General features: G+C 65.0%; 21 protein-coding genes, 1 tRNA gene and 1 pseudogene. 15 read left to right on the top strand and 8 right to left on the bottom strand.

Annotation, left to right across the window (positions count from 1 at the left end):
- The first annotated feature begins 2 nt into the window (after nt 1-2).
- Nucleotides 3-422, top strand: a complete 420-nt coding sequence (locus SJY12_RS12140; RefSeq protein ID WP_397505480.1) for a hypothetical protein — start codon at nt 3-5, stop codon at nt 420-422.
- Here SJY12_RS12140 and SJY12_RS12145 read toward each other — a convergent pair.
- Nucleotides 419-1,840 carry a M20/M25/M40 family metallo-hydrolase gene (locus SJY12_RS12145; RefSeq protein WP_397505481.1) on the bottom strand — a complete coding sequence of 474 codons (1,422 nt, stop codon included), beginning with the start codon at nt 1,838-1,840 and terminating at the stop codon, nt 419-421. The two genes, SJY12_RS12140 and SJY12_RS12145, sit on opposite strands and share 4 nt — an antisense overlap.
- 52 nt (nt 1,841-1,892) lie before the next feature.
- Between SJY12_RS12145 and folK the strand changes: the two genes are divergently transcribed.
- The 7 genes from folK (at nt 1,893) to SJY12_RS12180 (ending at nt 6,470) form a co-directional block, all read left to right on the top strand.
- Nucleotides 1,893-2,387, top strand: coding sequence for a 2-amino-4-hydroxy-6-hydroxymethyldihydropteridine diphosphokinase (gene folK, locus SJY12_RS12150; RefSeq protein WP_050599723.1), 495 nt, complete (start codon nt 1,893-1,895; stop codon nt 2,385-2,387).
- A 63-nt stretch (nt 2,388-2,450) separates the two neighbouring features.
- A tRNA-Lys gene (locus tag SJY12_RS12155) sits at nt 2,451-2,526 on the top strand.
- A gap of 57 nt (nt 2,527-2,583) precedes the next feature.
- A complete protein-coding gene (locus tag SJY12_RS12160; protein ID WP_050599722.1) occupies nt 2,584-3,696 on the top strand; it encodes an S-(hydroxymethyl)glutathione dehydrogenase/class III alcohol dehydrogenase in 1,113 nt (370 codons plus the stop codon).
- The gene (locus SJY12_RS12165; protein WP_397505482.1) at nt 3,696-4,406 is read left to right on the top strand and encodes a CoA transferase subunit A; all 711 of its coding nucleotides are present in this window, start codon (nt 3,696-3,698) and stop codon (nt 4,404-4,406) included. Before SJY12_RS12160 ends, SJY12_RS12165 begins: the two co-directional genes overlap by 1 nt.
- Nucleotides 4,406-5,062, top strand: coding sequence for a CoA transferase subunit B (locus SJY12_RS12170; RefSeq protein ID WP_348347767.1), 657 nt, complete (start codon nt 4,406-4,408; stop codon nt 5,060-5,062). Before SJY12_RS12165 ends, SJY12_RS12170 begins: the two co-directional genes overlap by 1 nt.
- A complete protein-coding gene (gene fghA / locus SJY12_RS12175; RefSeq protein ID WP_397505483.1) occupies nt 5,059-5,910 on the top strand; it encodes an S-formylglutathione hydrolase in 852 nt (283 codons plus the stop codon). Before SJY12_RS12170 ends, fghA begins: the two co-directional genes overlap by 4 nt.
- A gap of 44 nt (nt 5,911-5,954) precedes the next feature.
- Nucleotides 5,955-6,470, top strand: coding sequence for a DUF421 domain-containing protein (locus SJY12_RS12180; protein ID WP_397505484.1), 516 nt, complete (start codon nt 5,955-5,957; stop codon nt 6,468-6,470).
- Here SJY12_RS12180 and SJY12_RS12185 read toward each other — a convergent pair.
- A complete protein-coding gene (locus SJY12_RS12185) occupies nt 6,467-7,150 on the bottom strand; it encodes a queuosine precursor transporter (protein ID WP_050599717.1) in 684 nt (227 codons plus the stop codon). The genes SJY12_RS12180 and SJY12_RS12185 overlap by 4 nt on opposite strands.
- 129 nt (nt 7,151-7,279) lie before the next feature.
- Between SJY12_RS12185 and SJY12_RS12190 the strand changes: the two genes are divergently transcribed.
- From SJY12_RS12190 to SJY12_RS12205, 4 genes are all read left to right on the top strand, one after another.
- On the top strand, nt 7,280-8,626 hold the full coding sequence (locus tag SJY12_RS12190) for a NupC/NupG family nucleoside CNT transporter (RefSeq protein ID WP_050599716.1): 1,347 nt from the start codon (nt 7,280-7,282) through the stop codon (nt 8,624-8,626).
- Nucleotides 8,627-8,667: 41 nt separating this feature from the next.
- On the top strand, nt 8,668-9,582 hold the full coding sequence (locus SJY12_RS12195) for an isopenicillin N synthase family dioxygenase (protein WP_397505485.1): 915 nt from the start codon (nt 8,668-8,670) through the stop codon (nt 9,580-9,582).
- 252 nt (nt 9,583-9,834) lie between these two features.
- Nucleotides 9,835-12,381 carry a TonB-dependent receptor gene (locus SJY12_RS12200; protein WP_397505486.1) on the top strand — a complete coding sequence of 849 codons (2,547 nt, stop codon included), beginning with the start codon at nt 9,835-9,837 and terminating at the stop codon, nt 12,379-12,381.
- Between the two features lie 118 nt (nt 12,382-12,499).
- Nucleotides 12,500-13,216: a TonB family protein gene (locus SJY12_RS12205; protein WP_397505487.1), complete on the top strand. Its 717-nt coding sequence runs from the start codon at nt 12,500-12,502 to the stop codon at nt 13,214-13,216.
- A gap of 19 nt (nt 13,217-13,235) precedes the next feature.
- Here the strand turns inward: SJY12_RS12205 and SJY12_RS12210 are convergent, their stop codons facing one another.
- From SJY12_RS12210 to SJY12_RS12235, 6 genes and pseudogenes are all read right to left on the bottom strand, one after another.
- Complete coding sequence (locus tag SJY12_RS12210; protein WP_397505488.1) at nt 13,236-15,779, bottom strand: HWE histidine kinase domain-containing protein; 2,544 nt, start codon at nt 15,777-15,779, stop codon at nt 13,236-13,238.
- Nucleotides 15,779-16,354: a biliverdin-producing heme oxygenase gene (locus SJY12_RS12215; protein ID WP_397505489.1), complete on the bottom strand. Its 576-nt coding sequence runs from the start codon at nt 16,352-16,354 to the stop codon at nt 15,779-15,781. Before SJY12_RS12215 ends, SJY12_RS12210 begins: the two co-directional genes overlap by 1 nt.
- Before the next feature lie 132 nt (nt 16,355-16,486).
- The gene (locus SJY12_RS12220; protein WP_050599711.1) at nt 16,487-16,789 is read right to left on the bottom strand and encodes a polyhydroxyalkanoic acid system family protein; all 303 of its coding nucleotides are present in this window, start codon (nt 16,787-16,789) and stop codon (nt 16,487-16,489) included.
- Nucleotides 16,789-17,547 (bottom strand): hypothetical protein, encoded by a 759-nt coding sequence (locus SJY12_RS12225; RefSeq protein WP_397505490.1) that lies wholly within the window; start codon nt 17,545-17,547, stop codon nt 16,789-16,791. The genes SJY12_RS12220 and SJY12_RS12225 overlap by 1 nt, the downstream gene beginning before the upstream one ends.
- Nucleotides 17,548-17,557: 10 nt before the next feature.
- Entirely contained in the window at nt 17,558-18,772 is a 1,215-nt protein-coding gene (locus SJY12_RS12230; protein WP_063506783.1) for a toxic anion resistance protein, read from the bottom strand.
- A 170-nt stretch (nt 18,773-18,942) separates the two neighbouring features.
- Nucleotides 18,943-20,692, bottom strand: a pseudogene (locus SJY12_RS12235) (fatty acyl-AMP ligase).
- 133 nt (nt 20,693-20,825) lie between these two features.
- Between SJY12_RS12235 and SJY12_RS12240 the strand changes: the two are divergent.
- The 3 genes from SJY12_RS12240 to SJY12_RS12250 all read left to right on the top strand — a co-directional run bounded on the left by SJY12_RS12240 (nt 20,826) and on the right by SJY12_RS12250 (nt 22,368).
- On the top strand, nt 20,826-21,410 hold the full coding sequence (locus SJY12_RS12240) for a regulatory protein RecX (protein WP_397505491.1): 585 nt from the start codon (nt 20,826-20,828) through the stop codon (nt 21,408-21,410).
- Nucleotides 21,407-21,907, top strand: a complete 501-nt coding sequence (locus tag SJY12_RS12245) for a DUF192 domain-containing protein (RefSeq protein ID WP_397505492.1) — start codon at nt 21,407-21,409, stop codon at nt 21,905-21,907. Before SJY12_RS12240 ends, SJY12_RS12245 begins: the two co-directional genes overlap by 4 nt.
- A 62-nt stretch (nt 21,908-21,969) precedes the next feature.
- Nucleotides 21,970-22,368: an NADH:ubiquinone oxidoreductase subunit NDUFA12 gene (locus tag SJY12_RS12250; RefSeq protein WP_160767452.1), complete on the top strand. Its 399-nt coding sequence runs from the start codon at nt 21,970-21,972 to the stop codon at nt 22,366-22,368.
- Nucleotides 22,369-22,370: the final 2 nt, after the last annotated feature.

A 22,370-nucleotide genomic window follows, 5' to 3' on the forward strand; every position in this document is an offset into this window, starting at 1 on the left:
GCTTGGCCGGGGGCATCGACCAGACACGGCTCGATGCCCTGTTCACGGCCGCGCTCGAAGCCGCGATCGCCCGGATCGAAAAGGACGGGACGTTCTTCCCGCTGGTGTTCGAACTGCGCGCCAATGGCGTTATCCAGAACGTCGCGGTGCTCGATACCGGCGCGACCGAGGGCGCGCAGAAGGTCATCGACCGGCTGGTCCAGGTGCTCCGCCCCCGCGCTGCCGGTCAAACCATCCAGGCCGCCGCCATCGTGCTGTTCCGCAGCGCCGAGCCGGCGATCGAAGTGCGCTTGCGGTCGGCGAATTATTCGCGGGACGTGACCGCGCCTTTCACGCTCGCGACCAGCGGCGTGTTCCGCCGCAGGCGCAAGCTGACGCTGGGCGAATTCACCACCCGAGAAGCGGCGAACGAGCTGTTCTAGCCGCCCGCAAGCTCCTTCAGCACGATGCTCCAATGGTCGAGCCCGGCATAGAAGGCATCGACCCGCATCCGTTCGTTGAGGCCATGCGCATAGATGTCCTGCGGCCGGCTCGCGCCAGCGCCGATGGCCACCGTGTCGTAGCCCAGCGCGCGGTAATGCATGCCGTCGGTGCCGCCCGATGACATGGTCGGGATCATCGGGATCGCTTCACCGAAGCGGGTTGCGAGCGATTTCGCCAGCGCTGCGCGAACCTCGTCGGGGAACGCGCTCATCGGGCTTTCGGTCGCCTCTTCGCGCTGTGTCACGGTGATCGCTTCATTGTCGATTGCCGTTTCCAGCGCAGCCTTGACCGTTTCCACCCCTTCACCCGGGAAAACCCGGCAGTTGACCGCGGCGCTGGCCGATTGCGGCAACGCGTTCTCGGCATGACCTGCATCGAGCATGGTCGCCACACAGGTCGTGCGCAGCGTGCCGACATAGCCCGGATCGGCGCTGATCAGCGCGATTGCCTCGTCATCGGCGGGATCGGCGGCAAATGTCCGCATGGCTGCGCCAAGTTCGCCCGGAATGCTCTGCCCCAGCGCACCGAAATAGCTGCGGGTCAACTCGCTTTCGCGCACCGGAAAGCGAAGCTGCTCGATCCGCGTTAGTGCGCCCGCGAGGTCATAGATTGCGTTGTCGCTGCGCGGACGCGAAGAATGCCCGCCGGGATTGGTCGCGGTGACATCGAAGGTGACATAGGTCTTCTCGGCCAGCTGCACCTGCTGCGCGAGCGGGGCGAAATCGTCCGCCAGGCCGATGCCCCCGGCATCCGAATTGAGCACATAGGCGGGATCGACATTGTCGGCGACCCAGCGGGCCTGCGCGCGGGTGGAGACCATGCCGGTTTCCTCGTCGCCCGAGAAAACCAGATAGAGATCGCGGTTTGGCCGCCAGCCCTCTTCCTTCAGGCGGATGAAAGTGCCGATGAGGTTGGCGACGCCGTATTTGTTGTCCTGCGTCCCGCGGCCGAAGAAATAGCCTTCGTCCTCGACCAGCGTGAAGGGATCACGCTCCCAGTCCTCGGGCAGGGCGTCGACCACGTCCATATGCGCGAGCATGACGATCGGCTTCGCGCCGGCGGACCCGTCACCGCGGTAGCGCACGACCAGTCCCTGCGTCGGATCGCCGTCACTGTCGAAATCGGTGACCAGCAAATCCTCCTCGGCAAAGCCCGCGGCCGCCAGCCGGCCGGTAAGATAGGCGACCATGTCGTCCATCTGGCCGTGACCTGCTGCCGTGCGGAAGGCGATGATATCGCGGTAGATGTCGTAAACCCGCTGCTCATGCGCGGTCAGCGCGCGCGGCGCGTGGTCGTCGGCGGCGGCCTGCCCCGCCATGGCCAGCGCACCCGCTGCCAGAATCGCCTTGATCTTCATTCGCCTGCCGCTCCCGTTTGGTACTTGTCGGCAGCGAGGCTAGGGCGGGGGCATGGGCGACGCAAGCGAGCATCGATATCTGGTCGCGTTGGGCTCCAACCGCCGGGTGCCGGGGCTGGGCGCGCCGCGCGCGGTGCTGGCGGGGGCGGTGGCGGCGCTGGCCCAAAGCGGCTGGGAGGTCGAGGCGGTTGCGCGCGTGATCGACAGTGCCCCGGTCGGCCCGTCGCTGCGGCGCTATGCCAATGGCGCAGCGATCATCGCGGGCGGTCGCGCGCCGCTGGCCGCGCTGGCGAGCCTGCAGGACGTCGAACGCGTTTTCGGGCGCGACCGGCGCGGGCAGCGCTGGCGCTCGCGCACGCTCGATCTCGATATCGTGCTGTGGAGCGGGGGGACATGGTACGGCCCGCGCCTGGCGATCCCGCACCCCCTGTTCCGGCAGCGCGACTTCGTCCTGCATCCGGCGGCGCAAATCGCGCCCGACTGGCGCGATCCGGTCTCCGGCCTGACGCTGCGCCAGCTGGCGGCACGCGCCGTACGGCGGCGCTGACAGGATTGCCGCAACACCGGCTTGACCACCTGCGACAGCGCCCCTAGGTGGCACGCCGTGGTCGGGCCGTTAGCTCAGTCGGTAGAGCAACTGACTTTTAATCAGTAGGTCGCTGGTTCGAACCCAGCACGGCTCACCACCTTGAATTCCGCCCCGAGGCCGGTGCGCCGGCACCCCTAGTCCGGAGCCGTCATCCATGAAAACCCGCGCCGCAGTCGCCTTCGCCCCCAAGCAGCCGCTCGAAATCGTCGAGCTCGACCTGGAAGGGCCCAAGGCAGGCGAGGTGCTGGTCGAGATCATGGCCACCGGCATCTGCCATACCGATGCCTACACGCTCGACGGGCTCGATTCCGAGGGCATCTTCCCCAGCGTGCTGGGCCACGAAGGCGCGGGCATCGTGCGCGAAGTCGGCGCGGGCGTGACCAGCGTGCAGCCGGGCGATCACGTGATCCCGCTCTACACGCCCGAGTGCCGCCAGTGTAAATCGTGCCTCAGCGGCAAGACCAATCTGTGCACCGCGATCCGCGCGACCCAGGGCAAGGGGCTGATGCCCGACGGGACCACGCGCTTTTCCTACAAGGGCGAGCCGATCTACCATTACATGGGCTGCTCGACCTTTTCGAACTTCACCGTGCTGCCCGAAATCGCGGTGGCCAAGATCCGCGAAGACGCGCCGTTCAAGACCAGCTGCTATATCGGCTGCGGCGTCACCACCGGCGTCGGCGCAGTGACCAACACCGCCAAGGTGCAGGTGGGCGACAATGTCGTCGTGTTCGGCCTCGGCGGGATCGGCCTCAACGTGATCCAGGGCGCGCGGCTGTCGGGTGCGGGCATGATCATCGGGATCGACATCAACCCTGACCGCGAGGAATGGGGCCGCAAGTTCGGCATGACCCACTTCCTCAACACCAAGGGCATGAGCCGCGACGAGGTCGTCGCGAAGGTGGTCGAAATGACCGATGGCGGCGCCGATTACACCTTCGACTGCACCGGCAATACCGAGGTTATGCGCACCGCGCTCGAGGCCTGCCATCGCGGCTGGGGCACCAGCATCGTCATCGGCGTGGCCGAAGCAGGCAAGGAAATCGCGACGCGGCCGTTCCAGCTGGTGACCGGGCGCAACTGGCGCGGCACTGCCTTTGGCGGCGCGCGCGGGCGCACCGATGTGCCCAAGATCGTCGACTGGTACATGGACGGCAAGATCGAGATCGACCCGATGATCACCCACGTCCTGTCGCTCGAGGAAATCAACAAGGGCTTCGACCTGATGCATGCAGGCGAAAGCATCCGCAGCGTGGTGGTATTCTGATGGCCGGCAAGATTTATCCCGATGCCGCAGCGGCGCTCGACGGCGTGCTGCGCGACGACATGCTCATCGCCAGCGGCGGCTTCGGCCTGTGCGGCATTCCCGAACGCCTGCTGACCGCGATCCGCGACAGCGGCGTGAAGGGGCTGACCTTCGCCAGCAACAATGCGGGCATCGACAATGAAGGCATCGGCATGCTGCTGCGCACGCAACAGGTGAGGAAGATGATCTCCTCCTATGTCGGCGAGAACAAGGAATTCGAACGCCAGTTCCTTTCGGGCGAGCTCGAGGTTGAGTTCTGCCCGCAGGGCACGCTCGCCGAACGCATGCGCGCCGGCGGCGCGGGCATTCCCGGCTTCTACACCAAGACCGGCGTCGGCACGCAGGTCGCCGAAGGCAAGGAAGTGAAGACCTTCGACGGTGAGGACTACATCCTCGAACGCGGCATCTTCGCCGACCTCGCCATCGTCAAGGCATGGAAGGCGGATGAAACCGGCAACCTCGTGTTCCGCAAGACCGCGCGCAATTTCAACCAGCCCGCGGCCACCTGCGGCAAGGTCTGCGTGGTCGAGGTCGAAGAGATCGTGCCCACCGGCAGCCTCGACCCCGACTGCATCCACCTGCCGGGCGTCTATGTCCAGCGGATGATCGTGGGCGCGCCCTACGAGAAGAAGATCGAATTCGAGACCACGCGTGAAAGGGAGAGCGCCTGATGCCCCAGGAAGCAGCAGGCTGGGACCGCAACCAGATGGCGGCGCGCGCCGCGCAGGAATTGCGCGACGGCTATTACGTCAATCTGGGTATCGGCATTCCCACGCTGGTCGCCAACCACATTCCGCAAGGCATGCATGTCACGCTGCAGAGCGAGAACGGCATGCTTGGCATCGGGCCGTTCCCTTACCCCGACGAAGTTGATGCCGACCTGATCAACGCGGGCAAGCAGACCATCAGCGAACTGCCGCACAGCGCCTATTTCGACAGCGCGGCCAGCTTCGCCATGATCCGCGGCGGGCATATCGACCTGACCGTGCTGGGCGCGATGGAAGTCGCGCAGAACGGCGACATCGCCAACTGGATGATCCCGGGCAAGATGATCAAGGGCATGGGCGGCGCGATGGATCTGGTCGCGGGCGTCAAGCAGATCATCGTGGTGATGGATCACACCGCCAAGGACGGCAGCCCCAAGTTCATTCCCGAATGCACGCTGCCGCTGACCGGGCAGAACGTGGTCGACATGATCGTCACCAATCTGGCGGTGTTCCAGCGGCCCGACCATGACAGCCCCTTCCGGCTGGTCGAACTGGCGCCGGGCGTGACGGCTGATGAAATCGCCGCGAAGACGACCGCGAAATACGAGGTCGCGCTATGACCACCGCGGGCACGCTCGAGACGGTATCGGAAAATTGCAGCCATGGCGGCGTGCAGGGCGTCTACCGACATGCTTCGGCCAGCACCGGCACGCAGATGACCTTCTCGGTCTTCGTCCCGCCACATGAAGACGGCGCGAAGCTGCCCGTGCTGTGGTTCCTGTCGGGGCTGACTTGCACCCACGCCAATGTCACCGAGAAGGGCGAATTCCGCGCCGCCTGCGCCGAGCACGGGGTCATCTTCGTCGCGCCCGACACCTCGCCCCGCGGTGAGGACGTACCTGATGACGAGGCCTATGATTTCGGGCAGGGCGCGGGCTTCTATGTCGATGCGACGCAGGCGCCCTGGGCGCAGCATTTCCAGATGCGTAGCTATATCGAACAGGAACTGCCCGCGCTGCTGGCCGAGCATTTCCCCGCGGACATGCAGCGGCAGGCGATCAGCGGCCATTCGATGGGCGGCCACGGCGCGCTGACCATCGGCCTGCGCAATCCCGACCGCTTCCGTTCGATCAGCGCCTTTTCGCCGATCGTCAGCCCGCTGAACTGCCCGTGGGGCGACAAGGCGCTGGGCGGCTATCTGGGCGGTGACCGCAGCGACTGGCGCGAATACGATGCCTGCGCGCTGATCGCAGACGGTGCGCGCCATGCGAACCTGCTGGTCGACCAGGGCACGGCGGACAATTTCCTCGAGGAACAGCTCAAGACCGATCTGCTGGTCGATGCCTGCAAATCCGCCGACATGCCGGCGGACATCCGCATGCAGCCCGGCTACGACCATTCCTATTACTTCATCTCGACCTTCATGGCCGAGCATGTCGGCTGGCACGCGCGCCATTTGCAGGGCTGAACGCTTGGCGGGATAGATTTGCGCCAGCCATGCGTTAGGGCTGCATGATCCTCGATACTCCCTGGCCCGATATCATCGCCCGCGGCGTGCTGCTGGCAATTGCCGCCATCATCTGGGTGGTGGTGCTGATCCGCCTCAACGGGCTGCGCTCGCTGTCCAAGATGACCAATTTCGACTTCGTGATGACGATCGCGCTGGGCAGCCTGGTCGCGGGCGCGGCGCAGGCAAGCGACTGGAAAGCCTTCGCGCAGGCCATGGTCGCGATGGCGGGCCTGTTCGTCGTCCAGGCGGCGTCGGCGCGGCTGCGCAAGACCTCCGACAGTGTCGAGGACCTGATGCAGAACGATCCGGTCTTCCTGATGCGTAACGGCAAGTTCTGTGACGATGCGCTGACGTACACGCGAGTAGCCAAGAGCGATCTGATCGCCAAGCTGCGCGAAGCCAATGTACTCGATTACGGGCAGGTTCGCGCCGTAGTGCTCGAAACCACCGGCAACGTGTCGGTGCTGCACGGCGACCATCTCGAGGAGACGATCGTCGAGAATGTGAAACGCGTCTAGCGGCGGTCGAGCCAGCGGGCGAATGCGACCCCGCCGGTGATCAGGAACGGCACCAGCACCAGGCTGAGCACGACCTTGGCGATGATCTGCCCGATCAGCAGGTTGGTGATGGCGAACTGGCCATAGAATGCCAGCGTGATGAAAATCACCGAATCGATAGCCTGGCTAAGCGCCGAGGCAATCGCCCCGCGTGCCATCAGCGAGAGTGTCGAAGCGCCCTCGGCCGATCCGCGGAGCCGCGAGAAAATCCAGACGTTGAGCAGCAGCGACACGATGTAGGCGGCCGGTCCCGCCATCCACACGCGCCACAATGTCGCATGGACGCGTTCGAAGGCGGCGAGGTCGTCGGCGCGGAATTCGGTCATCTCGACCGATGGCGGCAGGTTCAGCACCAATTGCATCAGCAGCGATGCCACCAGCAGCGGAACGAAGCCCCACCAGACGATGCGATTGGCCAGCTTCTCTCCGTAAAGCTGTGCGATCGTGCTGGAAATCACCACCAGCAGCAGGAAGGCGAAGATGCCCGATTCGACTGCCAGTTCGGTCGGCCACAGCTGTACCTGCTTGAAGGCCAGCACGCCGGCCAGCACCGTCATCCCGCCATAGAGCAGCGTGTATACGAACAGCCCCAGCGGCATGGCGGCAGCGGCGAGACGGGTCTCGTTGGCGGGGTGGGTCATCTCTCGGCCTCGACAAGTTTCGTGGACGGCGAGGCCGTCGGCGGGCCCTGAAAATTGACTAATGCGGCGGCGCACGCAAGACAGCGCCCGATTTCATCCGCAACTTGTCCTCCTGCCAAAGGGAAAGCGATGGCGCCTATCCTGATTAATCTCGTCGGTATCGTGGCGATCCTGCTGATCGCCTTCCTCCTGTCGACGGGCAAGAAACGCATCAGCCTGCGCGTCGTCGGGGCGACCTTCGCGCTGCAGGCGCTGATGGCGCTGCTGGTGCTGCGCACCCCGTGGGGTGTGCAATTGATCCAGGCGCTGTCGAACGGGGTCATTGCCCTGCTCGACTATTCGAAGGTCGGGATCGAGGCGATCTTCGGGCCAATGGGCGCCAATCCCTTCACCAACACCTTCGTCATCGCCGCGCTGCCGGTGATCGTCTTCTTCGCGGCGATCGTGTCGATCCTGTATCACTGGGGCATCATGCAGCGGCTGGTGCGCTGGGTCGGCGGCGCGATCGGCTGGATCACCGGGATCAGCAAGGTCGAGGCGCTGGGCAGCGCGGCCAACATCTTCGTCGGCCAGTCCGAAAGCCCGCTGGTGGTGCGCCCCTATCTGGCCGCGCTGACCCCCAGCCGGCTGTTCACGCTGATGAGCGTGGGCATGGCGGGCGTGGCGGGGACCATCCTCGCCGCCTATGCCAGCTTCATCGGTGCCGAGGCAGTGCCCTTCCTGCTTGCCGCGGCCTTCATGTCCGCACCCGGCGGCATCCTGATGGCCAAGATCATCATGCCCGACGACGACAGCGTGCTGGCGCGCGATGCCGCGCAGATGTCCGGGGTCGACCCCCATGGCGAGATCGTGCTGCCGAAGAGCCGGATCAGCGCCGAAGGGCCTGCCGCGCTGACCGAAGGCGGCAAGGCGCATGAAGTCGAAGTCGCCGAGACCTTCGAGGAAGGGCACAAGCCCGCCAATGTCATCGAAGCCGCCGCGCAGGGCACGCAGACCGGCGTGAAGCTCGCCGTGGCGGTTGGCGCGATGGTGATGGTCTTCGTCGCGCTGGTCGCGCTCGCCAATGGGATTCTCGGCGGTATCGGCGGCTGGTTCGGCTATCCCGATGTCAGTTTCCAGCAATTGCTCGGACTGGTGTTCGCACCGGTGATGTATCTTATCGGCATTCCCTGGGACCAGGCAGGCGCAGCGGGCGGATTGTTCGGCACCAAGATCGTGCTCAACGAATTCGTCGCCTTCATCGAACTCGGTTCGATGGATGGCAGCGTGCTGTCCGATCGCAGCCGCGCGATCGTCACTTTCGCGCTGTGCGGTTTCGCCAATTTCAGCTCGATTGCGATCCAGATGGCGGTGACCGGCGGGCTGGCACCCAACCAGCGCCCGGTGATCGCCAAGCTAGGTCTGCGTGCACTTGCGGCGGGCAGTCTCGCCAATCTGATGAGCGCGGCGCTGGCGGGACTCTTCCTCCCGTATTAAAGGCCGGTCCATTATGACCAATTCGAACACAGATATCGCGGTTGTGTCGCTGGCACAGCCGCTCGAACTCGATTGCCGACGAGCTTGGCTGCAGTTTTCAGCAATACGGCTTTGCCGTCATTCGCGACCACGGGATCCCGCAGGAGCTGATCGACCGCGCCGAAGCGCTGTCGAAGCAGTTCTTCGCGCTGCCCGACGAGGTCAAGCGCGCCTATCACATTCCCGGCGGTGGCGGGGCGCGTGGCTACACCCCCTTCGGGACCGAAAAGGCCAAGGACGCCAAGGTCCACGATCTCAAGGAATTCTGGCACGTCGGGCGCGAGCTGCCCGAAGGCCATCCCCTGGCCGAATTCATGGCCGACAATGTCTGGCCGTCCGAGGTCGCAGGCTTTCGCGAAACCTTCAGCGAACTCTATGCGGCGTTCGAGGAAGCCGGCGGCCGCGTGCTCGAAGGCATCGCGCTGCATCTCGGGCTCGACCGCGAGTTCTTCGCGCCGACCATCGAGGACGGCAATTCGGTGATGCGCCTGCTGCGCTATCCTCCTCTGGAAGGCGAGGAAGCCGAAGGCGCGATCCGCGCCGCCGCGCATGGCGATATCAACACGATCACGCTACTGCTCGGCGCCGAAGAGGCCGGCCTGGAACTGCTGACCGCGCAGGGCGACTGGAAAGCGGTCGCCCCGCCCGAAGGTGCGTTGGTGGTCAATGTCGGCGACATGCTCGACCGGCTTACCAACGGCAAGCTGCGCTCGACCACGCACCGCGTGGTGAACCCGCGCGGCGATGCCGCCTATCGTGCGCGCTATTCGATGCCGTTCTTCCTGCACTTCCGGCCGGATTACGTGATCGAGACGCTGCCGTCCTGCATCGACGCGGACAGCGGCACCGCGCCGCCCGAACCGATTTCGAGTCACGACTACCTGATGCAGCGCCTGCGCGAGATCGGCCTGGCCTGATCCGCACGCCGCTTCCGGGGGCTGTTGCACTTATGCACCGGTTCCCGGAAGAATCGGATTTGTTGCCTTTATGCAACTAACGTAAATACCTGAAATACAGCGGATTTCCCGTTTGGTGCGGCGATGCGTCTCGCACCTGCAACATATGTCTTGATCTTGTCACAAAAAGATAGCTTTGCCGCAACGTCCTCCCGCCAGGGAGTCGGCTCAGCAGCACTAGCCTACTTTTAACGAGACGAAGGGATCCGCTCGATGAAGTTCAAATATCTCCTGGCCGCGTCGGTGGTCAGCACCGCCAGCGCCATGGTCGCCGCCCCGGCCGCCGCACAGTCCACCGGTTCGGTCGATTTCGACGATTCGGTCATCATCGTTTCCGGTGCCCGCGAAACCGGCGTCGGCGGCATCGAAAATCCCGACACCACCAAGGCGAAGCAGGTTCTCGGCGAAGAGATCATCCGCCGCCAGCGTCCCGGCCAGACGGTCAACGACATCGTCAACCTGGTTCCCGGTGTCAGCTTCCAGAACAACGACCCGTGGGGTTCGTCGGGAGGCGGTTTCACCATCCGCGGCTTCGGTGCCGACCGCGTCTCGCAGACGCTCGACGGCCTGCCGCTCAACGATTCGGGTAATTACGCACTCTACACCAACCAGCAGGTCGACCCCGAAGTCCTCGAATCGGTCAGCGTCAATCTCGGCACCACCGACGTCGACAGCCCGACTGCTTCGGCCACCGGCGGCACGATCAACATCCGCACGCGTGAACCGGGCGACGACATCGGCTTCGTCGGCAACCTGACGGTCGGCGAAGTGCTCGCTTCCGGCGCGAGTGACACGCTCTACAGCCGCGCGTTCGGCATGATCGATACCGGCGACATCACCGGCATCGGCACCAAGGCCTTCGTTTCGGCGAGCTACACCACCTACGGCGTGCCCTACAATCCGTACGGCCGGATCAACAAGACGCAGTTCAACGGGCGCATCTGGCAGGACCTGGGTTCGAATGGCGATTTCATCGCGGTGTCGGGTCACTGGAACGTCAACCGCAACAACTTCGCCGGTTCGGAAAGCCTTGAATCGCTGCTCGCACCCGGTGCCGAAGACCGCCGCTTCTCGATCTACGAAGACAATGGCGAATTTCCCTGCGCCGTCGATCCGCGCGTTGTCGCAGGCGGTGTCGGGAGCCCCGGAGAGTCAGTGGACTATGATGACCGCAACGGTTGCGGCGCGGCATTCTATCGCCGTTACAACCCTTCCGACACGGGTAATATCCGCGGTGCTTCGCGCTTCAGCATCACCGATGCGCTGACCTTCACCTTCGACCCGAGCTACCAGTACGTCAAAGCCAATGGCGGCGGCCCTGACGATCTTCGTGAATCCTTCTTCACGGTCAACGGCGGTTCCTACACCGGCGCTTTCAACGGCGGGTACTACTTCGGTCGCGACCTCAACGGCGACGGCGACCTCGACGACGAAATCGCGGGCAACGATCCCAGCCAGACGCGTACCAACCGCTACGGCGTTGTCGCCAACCTGATCTACGACATCAACGACGATCACCGCGTTCGCGTCGCTTACACCTGGGACCGCGCACGCCACCGCCAGACCGGCCAGATCAGCGCGATGCTGGCCAATGGCGAGCCGATCGATGTGTTCTCGATCGATGCCCCGCTGCTCGACGTGAACGGCAACGAGGTCAACAAGCGTGACCGCCTGTCCTACGCGATCCTGCACCAGGTTTCGGGTGAATATCGCGGCGAGTTCGGCGATCTCACGACGGTGCTCGGCCTTCGTGCACCGTTCTTCAAGCGCGAGCTGAACCAGAATTGCTTCACCACTTCGGCAGGCGGTTTCGTCGATTGCCCGGCACCGGGCCAGGACCTTTCGAACTACGTCGACGCGTCGTTCAACGACGATCACGCTGCACCGCAGTCGCGTACCTACAACTACGACAAGCTGCTTCCGAACATCGGCCTGACCTTCGACTTCACGCCCGATGCATCGGTCTTCGCCAACTATGCGAAGGGCCTGTCGGTTCCGGGTACCGATCCGCTCTACAACTCGCTGTACTTCGCAGACAGCGCCATCGCGCGGCCGGTTCCCGAAACGACGGACAGCTTCGACCTCGGTCTGCGCTTCCGGAGCGGCAATGTGGAAGCGCAGCTTGGCGCTTACTACACCCGTTACGAGAACCGCCTCGCAGTCGCGTTCGACCCCGAAGCCAATGATGGCGAAGGCGAAAACGTGTTCCGCAACCTTGGCCGCGTTGACAAGTACGGGGTCGACGGCTCGGTTTCGTGGCGTCCGACCTTCAACTCGCTGCTCTACGTCTTCGGTTCGTACAACGACTCCGAAATCAAGGACGACGTGCAGGATGGCTTCGGTCCCGGCGGGGCTCCGGTCTTCCTGCCGACCGGCGGCAAGTCGGAATCGGGTACGCCGACGTACTCCTTCGGTGCTCGTGGCCAGGTCGCAGTCGGCGACTTCGAATTCGGTGCGCAGGTCAAGCACACCGGACCGCGGTACCTGAACGACACCAACCTGCCGATCGACGGCGAACTGGCTGACGGCACGCCGTTCACCTTCGACGCCAAGACGCCGTCCTACACGCTGGTAGATCTCGATGTCCGCTGGACGATCACGCAGAACCCCTTCGGCAAGGACGTGGCGCTGCAGCTGAACGTGACCAACCTGTTCGACGAGTACTACATCGGCTTCTTCGGTGGCACGCTCGACGACTTCGGTTTCGCCCAGATCGGCGCGCCGCGCGCGGCCAGCTTGTCGCTCATCTTCGGCTACTAAGCCGATTGGCGCAGCCGGCGAGGCAGCGTCGAACAAGATCAGGGCGGTCCTCTTCGGAGGGCCGCCCTTTTTCGTGGGGTCGCTGGACCCGGTGGGGCGGCTTTGCCATGAGGGGGCGATGGCCGAACCCGCAACCCGTTATGCCCAGACCAGGAAGCGCCTGAACCCCTGGGTGATCGCGCTGATCGCGGTGATCCACCTGGGACTGTTCTACCTGCTTGCAAGGGCGCTTGCGCCCAGCGCCGTCACCGGGGTCGAGCAATCGGTGGTCTCGGCATTTACCGTCACCGTCTCGGCACCCGAGGAGCCGAGCAAGCCGCCGGAGCCGGAACCGGAAGGCGCGCAGGGCGATCCGGGGCGTGAGGCAATACCCGATGCGGTTACCGCGCCGCCGCAACCGGTGCGCCGGGATCCGCCCGCTCCGCGTGCGTCGTCCACCGGCACTGCCGATACGTCGGGGGCGGCCGAGGAGGGGGCCGGGACGGGCCGATCGGGCACGGGCGAGGGCACCGGCAGTGGCGATGGCGGCGGCGGGCAGGGCGGGGGTGCGGCCACCAAGCCGCAGCTGGTCCGTGCGATTACCGATGCCAGCGCCTTCCCGGTGCCGCCCGGCGGGCGTGCCGCGCGGATCGGCCAATCGGTTATCGTGCGGCTGAGCGTATCGGCGCAGGGACGCGCCACCCGCTGCAGCATCTATCGCCCGAGCCCGTTTCCCGAAACCGACGCCACCGTCTGTCGGCTGGCGCTGGAACAATTGCGCTTCGAGCCCGCCCGCGACCGTGCAGGGAACCCGGTGGCTGCGGAATTCTATTACCAGCAGCGCTTCTTCAACTGAGGCGCCGCGCTGCCGCGGGTCAGGGCTGGGTCTTGCTGCCGATCACCTGCAGCAGTTCGTCGCGGCCATAGGGCTTGGTGAGCAGTCCCGCCGCCCCCAGTTCCTCGAGCCGGTCCTGCATTTCGCCATATCCGGTTGCCAACCAGAACGGCACGCCCAGTTCCTTGAGCTTCAGCGCCACCGGCTCGCTGTTTTCCTTACCCAGATTGTAATCGAGGATCGCCAGCTCGGGCTCGGTCCTCGCCAGTGCGTCGAGGGCGGCGGCCACCGAGCTTTCGACCCGGACGTTCTCGACCCCCAGTTCCTTCAGGCAATCCTCCGCGTCGAGCGCGATGATCATGCTGTCTTCGACCAGCAGGACGGTATTGGGAACATCGGCCAAGCCGGTCTCCTTCTTGGTGGCGGTGGGCTCGATTTCGTTGCCCTCGGCGGCGCGCCATTCGACATATTGCGAGGGAATGCAGAAGCGGGCCTCGACTCCGCTGAGCCGGTAGTTGATCTCGGCCTCGCCCTTGAGTTCGTGCGGGATCGAGCGATCGATGATCGTGCTGCCGAAGCCGCGCCGCTGCGGCGGCTTGACCGGCGGGCCGCCGCGTTCGCGCCAGTCGAGGCAGAGATCACCATTGTCCTGCCGGGTCACGGTCACTTCGAGCATGCCCGAACTGTCGCTGAGCGAGCCGTATTTGGCCGAATTGGTGATCATCTCATGGATGACCAGCGCCAGCACCGTATAGGCTTCGGGGGCGATCATCGCCTCCGGGCCGATCAGCGCGAGCCGGTCGCGCTGGTCCGACAGATAGGCATGCGCTTCGGTCTCGATCAGCTCGGAAAACGGCGCATGCGACCAATTGCCCTTGGTGATGTTGTCATGCGCAGAGGCCAGCGATCGCACGCGGCCGCCGACGATCTCGACGAAGCTTTCGATGTTGCGCGCATCGTTCTTCGACTGGTTGATGAGGCCGCGGATGAGATTGAGGATATTGCGCACCCGGTGGTTGAGCTCGGCAATCAGCAGTTCCTGCTGCTGCTGCGCGCGGGCGCGCTCGGTCACCGCTTCGTCGGTCAGCCGCAGGATGATCTCGAGCAGCGTGACCCGCAGGCTTTCGGCAATCTCGATTTCGGCATCGGACCATTTCTCGGCGCGGCCCTCGACGGTCTCCTGCCACGCTTCGAAGCTCTTGCGCGGGGTCAGCCGGGCGCCATTGGGGCCCATCTCGACCGGCTTTTCCGGATTGCCCGCCCAGGTCACGGTCTGCACCAGCGGCTTGCGCCACAGGACCAGATAATCGCGCGGGGTGCGCGAGACGGGGATGATCAGCGCCCCCACCGCCCGATCGGCGAAACGCGCCGCGCGCGGCAGGCGGTCGGCGATCGCTTCGCTGGCGAGAATCCGGCTGGTCGCCGCGCCGTTCAGGCTCGATACGATCGCGCGGAATTCCTCTTCATTGGGGGCGGAACCACGCGAATCGTAGAGGTCGTCGACGAAGATGCTCGCGCCGTCGTGCGGAATGGCCTGCTGGATGACCGGCTCGATCATCGGCAGGCTGGCCGACAGCGGGGTGCCCGCGGCCACATCGCGCATCAGCTGCGTGTGCATCGCCCGCCCGTGTTCGCGGCGTTCGGCGGTCTGCCGGGCCAGCGTACGGTCGAGCGTCAGCGAGAAGAATTCGGAGAACAGCTCCGCCGCGGTGCGCTGCGAATAGGGCAGCAGCTTGGGGCCGTAGTGATGGCAGGCGAACAGGCCCCACAGCTTGCCGCCGATGATGATCGAGATCGACAGCGAGGCGCCGACGCCCATGTTCTTGAGATATTCGATATGGATCGGCGATACCGCGCGCAGCGAACTCATGCTCAGGTCGAGCGGTTCGCCTTCGAGCGAGAGACCGGGTTCAATCGGGACGGGTTCGGCCTCGACATCGGCGATGATCCGGAAGCGGTTGCGCACGTAGAGCGCGCGGGCCTGGTCGGGAATGTCCGACCGCGGATACCGCAGGCCGTGGAATTTCTCGAGATCGTCGCGCGCCGCCTCGGCGATGACCTCGCCCGAAAGATCGTCGCGGAAGCGATAGACCATCACGCGGTCGATCTCGAGCGCGGCGCGCAGCTGGCGCGCAGCCTCGGCGACAAGCGGCTCGACTTCGGTATGCTTCTCCAGCCGGGCCATGATCGGGCGCAGGACGGCCAGCTGGCGGTTGAGGACGCCTGCGGCATGCGGTTCGATCTCGATGATCGTATTGCCACCCGAACTGTGCAGCGCGCAGTCGAACAGGCAGTCGCCGTCGAACAGCGCAAGGCCGAAAATCCGCTCGACCTGGTCGGGGAAAGTCAGCGCGGCAGCGGCGCTGCGCAACTGGTCCATCGCATCGGGCGCGAACAGCCTGCTCAACCGGTCGCCGATTTCGATCGTCCGGCCAGCGCCGAGGATCGTCTCGAGGTTGGTCGATCGGTGAGCGACGAACCAGTCGGCGTTGAGCGCGAGCAGCGCGCCGAAATTCTGGATCCGGCCCAGCTGGTGAATCGGTTCGCGGTCGCAATTGCTCAGATTGACGTCGGTCGAATGCATTACGCTGCCTTAAGTGCGAGGCACTGCGATGCAACTAGGTTGAAATGCCTAAATGTGGCACGTGCGGCGCGCAGCACGTTGTCATGCTCGCAGCTGTCGCAAGGACGGGCGAGGGCAGGAAGCATGCTGCGCCAGTACTGGCCCATGCGCGGGTCGGCGAGGAAGGCGGTGGGGACATCGGCTTGCGCCTTCGCCAGCCGCGCCAGGATGGCCCGGTTGCCCAGCGCCGATCCAGCCAAAACCCAGCATACCCCCAGCGTGTCGCCGCCATCCGCAGCCGCGAAATCGGGCGTTTCAGTGGGGACCACCCGGTCCAGGCTGGCCAGGTCCCGGGCGATCAGATCGGATTGCAGCGGCGGGTTGTCGAGGGCGCGGGCTTCCAGCCAGCGCTCGACACCGCAGCGTGCCCGGTACTGGATGTCCAGGAACTGAACGTAGCCATCGCGATCGGCCAGCACGAGCGAACCCAGCCGGGCATCGAGCGTGTCATGCTCGGCCGCGGTCCCCTGCTTGAGAAATTCCCGGATGGTGCGACCCATCGCGTCGGTTGCCGGCATACGAGCGGCCTCGCTCATCAAACGTTTCACCCCCAGCTAAGGGCGGAGGTCTCAACGATCGTTATCGGCCAAGCCCCGCCAGAACGGAAAGCGCGCAGCGATCGAAATGGTTCCCGAACAGGTTTTCGCATGATCCGCACCCCGGGCGGGTTACTTGGGAGCGATCAGCTTCTGCCCCTGCTGGCGGATCGCATTGGCGACCATCGGTTCGACGAAGGACAGCGCCAGGGGTAGGTTCACCTCGAAGATCACCTGCGTTTCCTCGATGATGACGCATCCGTCGATCGATTGGCCCATCGCCTTCACGGCCAGGTTCATCCGGTCTTCGCTCGGCCAGCTCGTGGTCACGTCCGCCAACCCGCCGGGCACATATTGCCCGATTTCGTGGCTGCGCGACTGCAGGCGGCGCCGGACTTCGTCCTTGCCGAGATCGTGGGAAAGCGGAACGCGCATCAGCTCTTGTCCTCCAGCTGCGGGCTGGTCTGCGCCGCTTCGCCGAACTTGTAATCGAGATAGCGGTGCTTGATCGCCAGATCGTCGAGCGACCCTTCGGCCAGTTGCCGGGTGATCGAATCGATTTCGCCGCTGATCTTGCCGAGGCTGTCGGTCAGCTGCTCGTCGGGGGTCGCCCCGGCACGCTGCTCGGTGCGCAGATGCGCGGGAATGCGGCGGTAGCTGTCGATCATTTCGGGCAGCTGTTCACCGACCAGGCTGCGTACTTCGCGCGCCTTGGGATGGTTCTGGTCGAGCCCTTCAAGCTGCAGCCCCAGCGCATCCAGCTGGACGCCCATGTCATCGACGATCTTCGCCGCTGGCGGGGGCAGGGCGGGGCGCTGCGCTTCGAGCCACAGCTCGGTGCGGCCGACCATCTGCTGGACGTTGCCCTTGTTGATGTCGGCGCGCTTGGGCGTCTTGATCTTCGGATAACTGGCGAAGATTGCGGTAGCGATGGCCGTGGCGACAACCACGGTCATGACGCCCCAGAAACCGATGCCGCTGAAGATCGCCCCGGCAATTCCGGCTCCCACCCAGATGACGGCCACCGCGATCAGGAGGTTGCGCACCTTCGTCATCAAGTGGTCGCGCTTGGCCTTGGCCGAACCCTGCCCGATCGAGGGCGCACGCCGGTGCCGGCCGCCCTCGCGGTTGTCGCGCACCAGCGCCTTGCTCTCGGACAATATGCGGTCGCTGTCGCGGGTGAGGTCGTTCACGATGCCGCCCTCAGCCCTCAATGCTCAGCAGGCTGCTTTCGGCGACCTGCTTCTGCGCCTGCGCCTGGCCTTCGGCGCGCGCGATATAGCCCTTCGACTTCTCGACCTCGTCGGTCAGCAGCGTGACCGTCTGCTTCATGCTGTCGAGCGCGCGCAGCTTGAAGCTGTCGACCTCGTCCATCGTGTCGTAGATGTTCTGGAAGGCGCGTTGCAGCGTTTCCAGCGGGATCGTGCTCGCTGCGGCCTGTTCGTGGATCTTGCCGGTCTGGTCGCGCAGCAGCGTGCTGGTGCTGTCGATGATTCCTGCAGTGGTTTCGTTGAGCGCGGTGATCTGGCCCAGCACGAGGCGCTGGTTGGTCATCGCCTCGGCCACGGTCACTGCCGTGCGCAGCGCGCCGACGGTGGTGGTGCTGGCGCGGTCGACGCCCTTGACCAACTCGACATTGTTCTTTTTCACCAGGTCGAGCGCGAGATAGCCCTGCACGCTCACCGCCATCTGGGTGAGCAAATCCTGCGTGCGCTGGCGGACATAGAACAGCGCGGTTTCGCGCACCGCCTTGGCCTTGGCCGGATCGGTCGCGTCGAGTTCGGCGGCCTTTTCCTCCAGCTTCGCGTCGAGCGAGTTGGAGATGTGGATCATCTGTTCCAGATTGCCCATCGCCTCCCACAGTTTCTGCCGTTCGACGTCGATCGCGGCATTGTCCATGATCAGCTCGTCCTTGCCGCTGGCGAGGTTGTTGAGGATCGACTGGATATGCGTCTGCGCGCTCTGGTAGCTGCGGAAGTAATTGGTCAGCTTGTTGCCGAAGGGAATGATACCGAGGATCTTGCGCGGACCGGACAGCTTGCCGCGCTTGCCGGGGTCGAGGTCTTCCACCACGCGGCGCAGTTCGGCCAGATTGGCGCCGACGCCTTCGTCCTTGTCCATCGCGCGCACCGGACGGTCGAGGAAACGGTTCGACATGCCCGCAGCAGCCATGATTTCCTTGCGGCCCATATTGGTCAGCTGGTCGACCTTCTTGCCGAATTCGGGCGAATTCGCATCCTCGGCGATCAGATCGGCGACGAAGCCGTCGACCTTGGTCTGCAGCTTGCTCTTCACCTCTTCCGAAACCGGGACGAGGCCCGCAGCCTTCTCCGGCTTGACCTCGGGCACGGGATCGGGCGGCGTGAGGTCGAAGGCGGTTTCGGTGGCAGTTGCGGTCGGCGTTTTCGTATCGCTCATGGGCGCAGATCTCTCCAAGCGGCTATAATCCTGTATTAGGGTGGCAATACACGATCTTCAAGCGCGCAGTCGCGCGGCGCGGCGATAGTGCCGCGCCGATGGCGCGAAGCGCAAGGCAATTCGGAAAAGGGTCCGCTCGCAGCGCCGGCGCCCGACCGGGGGCGATTGCTTCAGGCGGCCAAGTCCAGCGGTACGATTTCGCCAGCGAGATACTGCTTTTTCGCCTTGGCCCGGCTGAGCTTGCCCGAACTTGTGCGCGGCAGGGTGCGCGGCGGGACCAGCTCGACCACGCAGCTCATTCCGGTGACGCCGCGGACCTTGTCGGCGATCTGGTCGCGCAGCTTGATCCGCTCTTCGGGGTCCGAAACGCGGCAATGGACCAGCACGGCGGGGGTTTCTTCGCCATTGTCGGTATCGACCGAGAAGGCGGCAATGTCGCCGTGGTTGAAGCCCGGCAATTGCTCGACCGCCCATTCGATGTCCTGCGGCCACAGGTTCTTGCCATTGATGATGATCATGTCCTTGGCGCGGCCGACGATGAACAGATAGCCATCGGCCATGTAGCCCATGTCGCCCGTGTCGAGCCAGACGTCCCCATTGTCCTTGGCGACGAGACAGTCGGTGGTTGCTTCCTCGTTGCGAAAATAGGAATGCATCACGCTCTTGCCGCGGCACCAGACCTTGCCGATCTGGTGATCGCCCTTGATCCGGCCGTTCTCGCCGCGGATCTCGACATCCATACCCGGTATCGGTTTGCCGCAATTGACGATTGCGCGGTACCGCGCGGGTTTGGACAGGTCGCGCGGGCGTCCCGACAGGCGTTCTTCCTCGACCAGTTCGACGCGGATGCCTTCACCCGGCGGCATGACCGTTACGGCCAGCGTGGCTTCGGCGAGGCCGTAGCTGGGGTTGAAGCTGCTCGCCTGGAAACCGGCATCGGCAAAGGCATTGACGAAATTCTGCATGACGTCGGGACGGATCATGTCCGCGCCATTGCCCGCAACGCGCCAGCGCGACAGGTCGAAGCGGTCGGCGACCTGGCTCTGGCTGGAAATGCGGCGCGCGCAGATGTCGTAGCCGAAAGTCGGCGAATAGCTGAGCGTGGTGCCCTGGTTGCGGCTGATCAGGTCGAGCCAGGCGAGCGGGCGGCGGGCGAAATGCTCGGTGCGCAGGTAGTCGACCGACACCTGGTTGGCGATCAGCGACAGGAAGCAGCCGACCAGACCCATGTCGTGATACCACGGCAGCCAGCTGACCACGCGGTCGTTGGTGCCGATATGCATCGATTCGGCATGCCCGCGCAGGTTGTGGAGCAGCGCCTCGTGCGTCACTGCGACCCCGGTGGGGAAGCGCGTCGAGCCCGACGAATATTGCAGGTAGCAGAATGTCTTCGGGCTGCGCTTCGGGCAGCTCGCATGGCGGGCCGGCGCGCTGGGCGAAATCGTCCCAGCTTTCGCCGTCGCAGCCCTGCCGGTCGGCGGCGGCCTTGGCCATTTCGGCGATTTCGGCGGGATAGATCAGGATTTTCGGGTCCGAGCTCTGCAGCTGGACCGAAAGCTGGTCGATATAGCTTTCCTTGCCGCCGAAGGTCGTCGGCAAGGGCAGCGGGACCGGCCACGCGCCCATCAGCGTGCAGCCGCAGAACAATGCCGCGAACTCCGCGCTCGTCTCAGCGACCAGCGCGACGCGGTCTTCCTTGCGAATACCCATCGCCACCAGCCGGTACGCGGCCTGCAGCGCGTCCTGCTGCATCTGAGCATAGGGATAGACCCGTTCCAGCGTCCCGCGCATGTCGTGGAAGTTGAGGCCCTTGGCGCTTCGCGCAGCGTAATCGATAGCCTCGTTGAACGTCGCGAAGTCCGACCGGCGGCGTGGCAGGTCGCAGTCATTCGGCGTCGGCGTCAGTACGGCGTCGGTCATAATTTTCGGCGATACCCGTGAATAGCTGGGGCCTTTCGGCCATTCTCTTTGCGTGCTCTTTCGCGCTCATTGTAGGATGGGCGCGCTCTCCCACATTTCCCAATCTTAAAGGACTGTGGCAGGAATATGGCCCATGGATGATGAACGCACAACATCCGGTCGTGCTCGTCGCCGGGCAAAACCGCTTGATCGCATCCGGCTGGAAGAGCTGGCGGTGTCCTACGTCGCCCGGTTTTCGACCAGCGCGGGGAAGCTGCGGACCTATCTCCAGCGCAAGCTGCGCGAACGCGGGTTCACCGAGGGGGAGGAGCCCGATCTCGACGGTTTGCTGCACAAGTTCGTCGCGCGGGGCTATGTCGACGACGAGGCCTATGGCCGCGCCAAGGCGGGTGACTTGGCAGCGCGCGGCTATGGCGCCCGGCGGGTCGAGCAGGCCTTGCGGGCGGCGGGAATCGAGGACGACTTGCGCCAGGCGCTCGAACCCGGCGAGGACCAGCGGCGCCGCGCGGCGCTGGTGCTGGCGCGCAAGCGCCGCTTCGGTCCCTATGCCCGCCCGGCAGAAGGCGACGCCGAGGCGCAGCGCAAGCTGCACGAGAAGCGACTTGCCGCGATGGTGCGCGCAGGCCATGATTTCGAAATTGCCCGGCGCGTGATCGAAGCGCGCGATGTCGAGGAGCTAGAGGAATGGGTCGCGGAAGCCGCCGAGGGGTACGAATGAAGGTGCTGGCCGCCATGGCCGGGATGGCGGCGCTGCTTGCGTGTTCGCCGCAGACACAGGCCGGGGCCTCCTCCGAGCCGGCCGGCGCGCAGGCGCAGGCCCCCGAAGCCGCGGTCCACCCCGTTTCGGGCCTCGCGGTCGTTCCCCTGACCGTGACCAGCGGCGAAGACCGCTACCAGTTCGCGGTCGAAGTGGCCGACACGCGCGAAGCGCAGGCCCGCGGCCTCATGTTCCGCACCGAGCTCGGCGATTTCGAAGGGATGATCTTTCCTTATGACGGAACGCGCGCGCAAAGCTTCTGGATGAAGAACACGCCGTTGTCGCTCGACATCATCTATGTCGGGCCGGACAACCGGATCAGCAATATCGCCGCCGAGACCGAACCCTATTCGCTCGACCCGGTCTACTCGGTGGGCCCGGTACTGGGCGTGCTCGAACTGCGCGGCGGACGCGCGGCGGAACTGGGGATCGAACCCGGCGATCGGGTCGAATGGTAAAGTCGCGCGGCCCCGCACGCGGGCGCTTGAGGCACGGCGAATAAACGGCTAACCGCGCGGACATGAACTTCCTCGGCAAGATCTTCACCTGGTGGAACGGTGCCACCATCGGCACGCATCTGTGGTCGGCCCGCAATGGCGAACACGTCGGCACCGATGCGCAGGGGAACAAGTACTACCGGTCGAAGAAGACCACCGGGGACGGGCGCGAACGCCGCTGGGTGATCTACGAAGGTGCCAACGATGCCAGCCGCGTGCCGAGCGAATGGCACGGCTGGCTGCACGGTTCCTTCGACGACGTACCCGAAAGCCATCTTCCGCCCGCCCGGATCTGGGAAACCGATTACACGCCCAATGCCACGGGTACGGCAACTGCCTATCGCCCCGCCGGAGCGCTCGAGCGCGGCGGGCAGCGGGCCCGCGCCACCGGCGATTACGAAGCCTGGTCGCCCGAGGCGTGACG

The organism is Qipengyuania sp. R86523, from assembly GCF_044596365.1.
In the GTDB taxonomy this organism is placed as follows: Bacteria; Pseudomonadota; Alphaproteobacteria; order Sphingomonadales; family Sphingomonadaceae; genus Qipengyuania; species Qipengyuania citrea.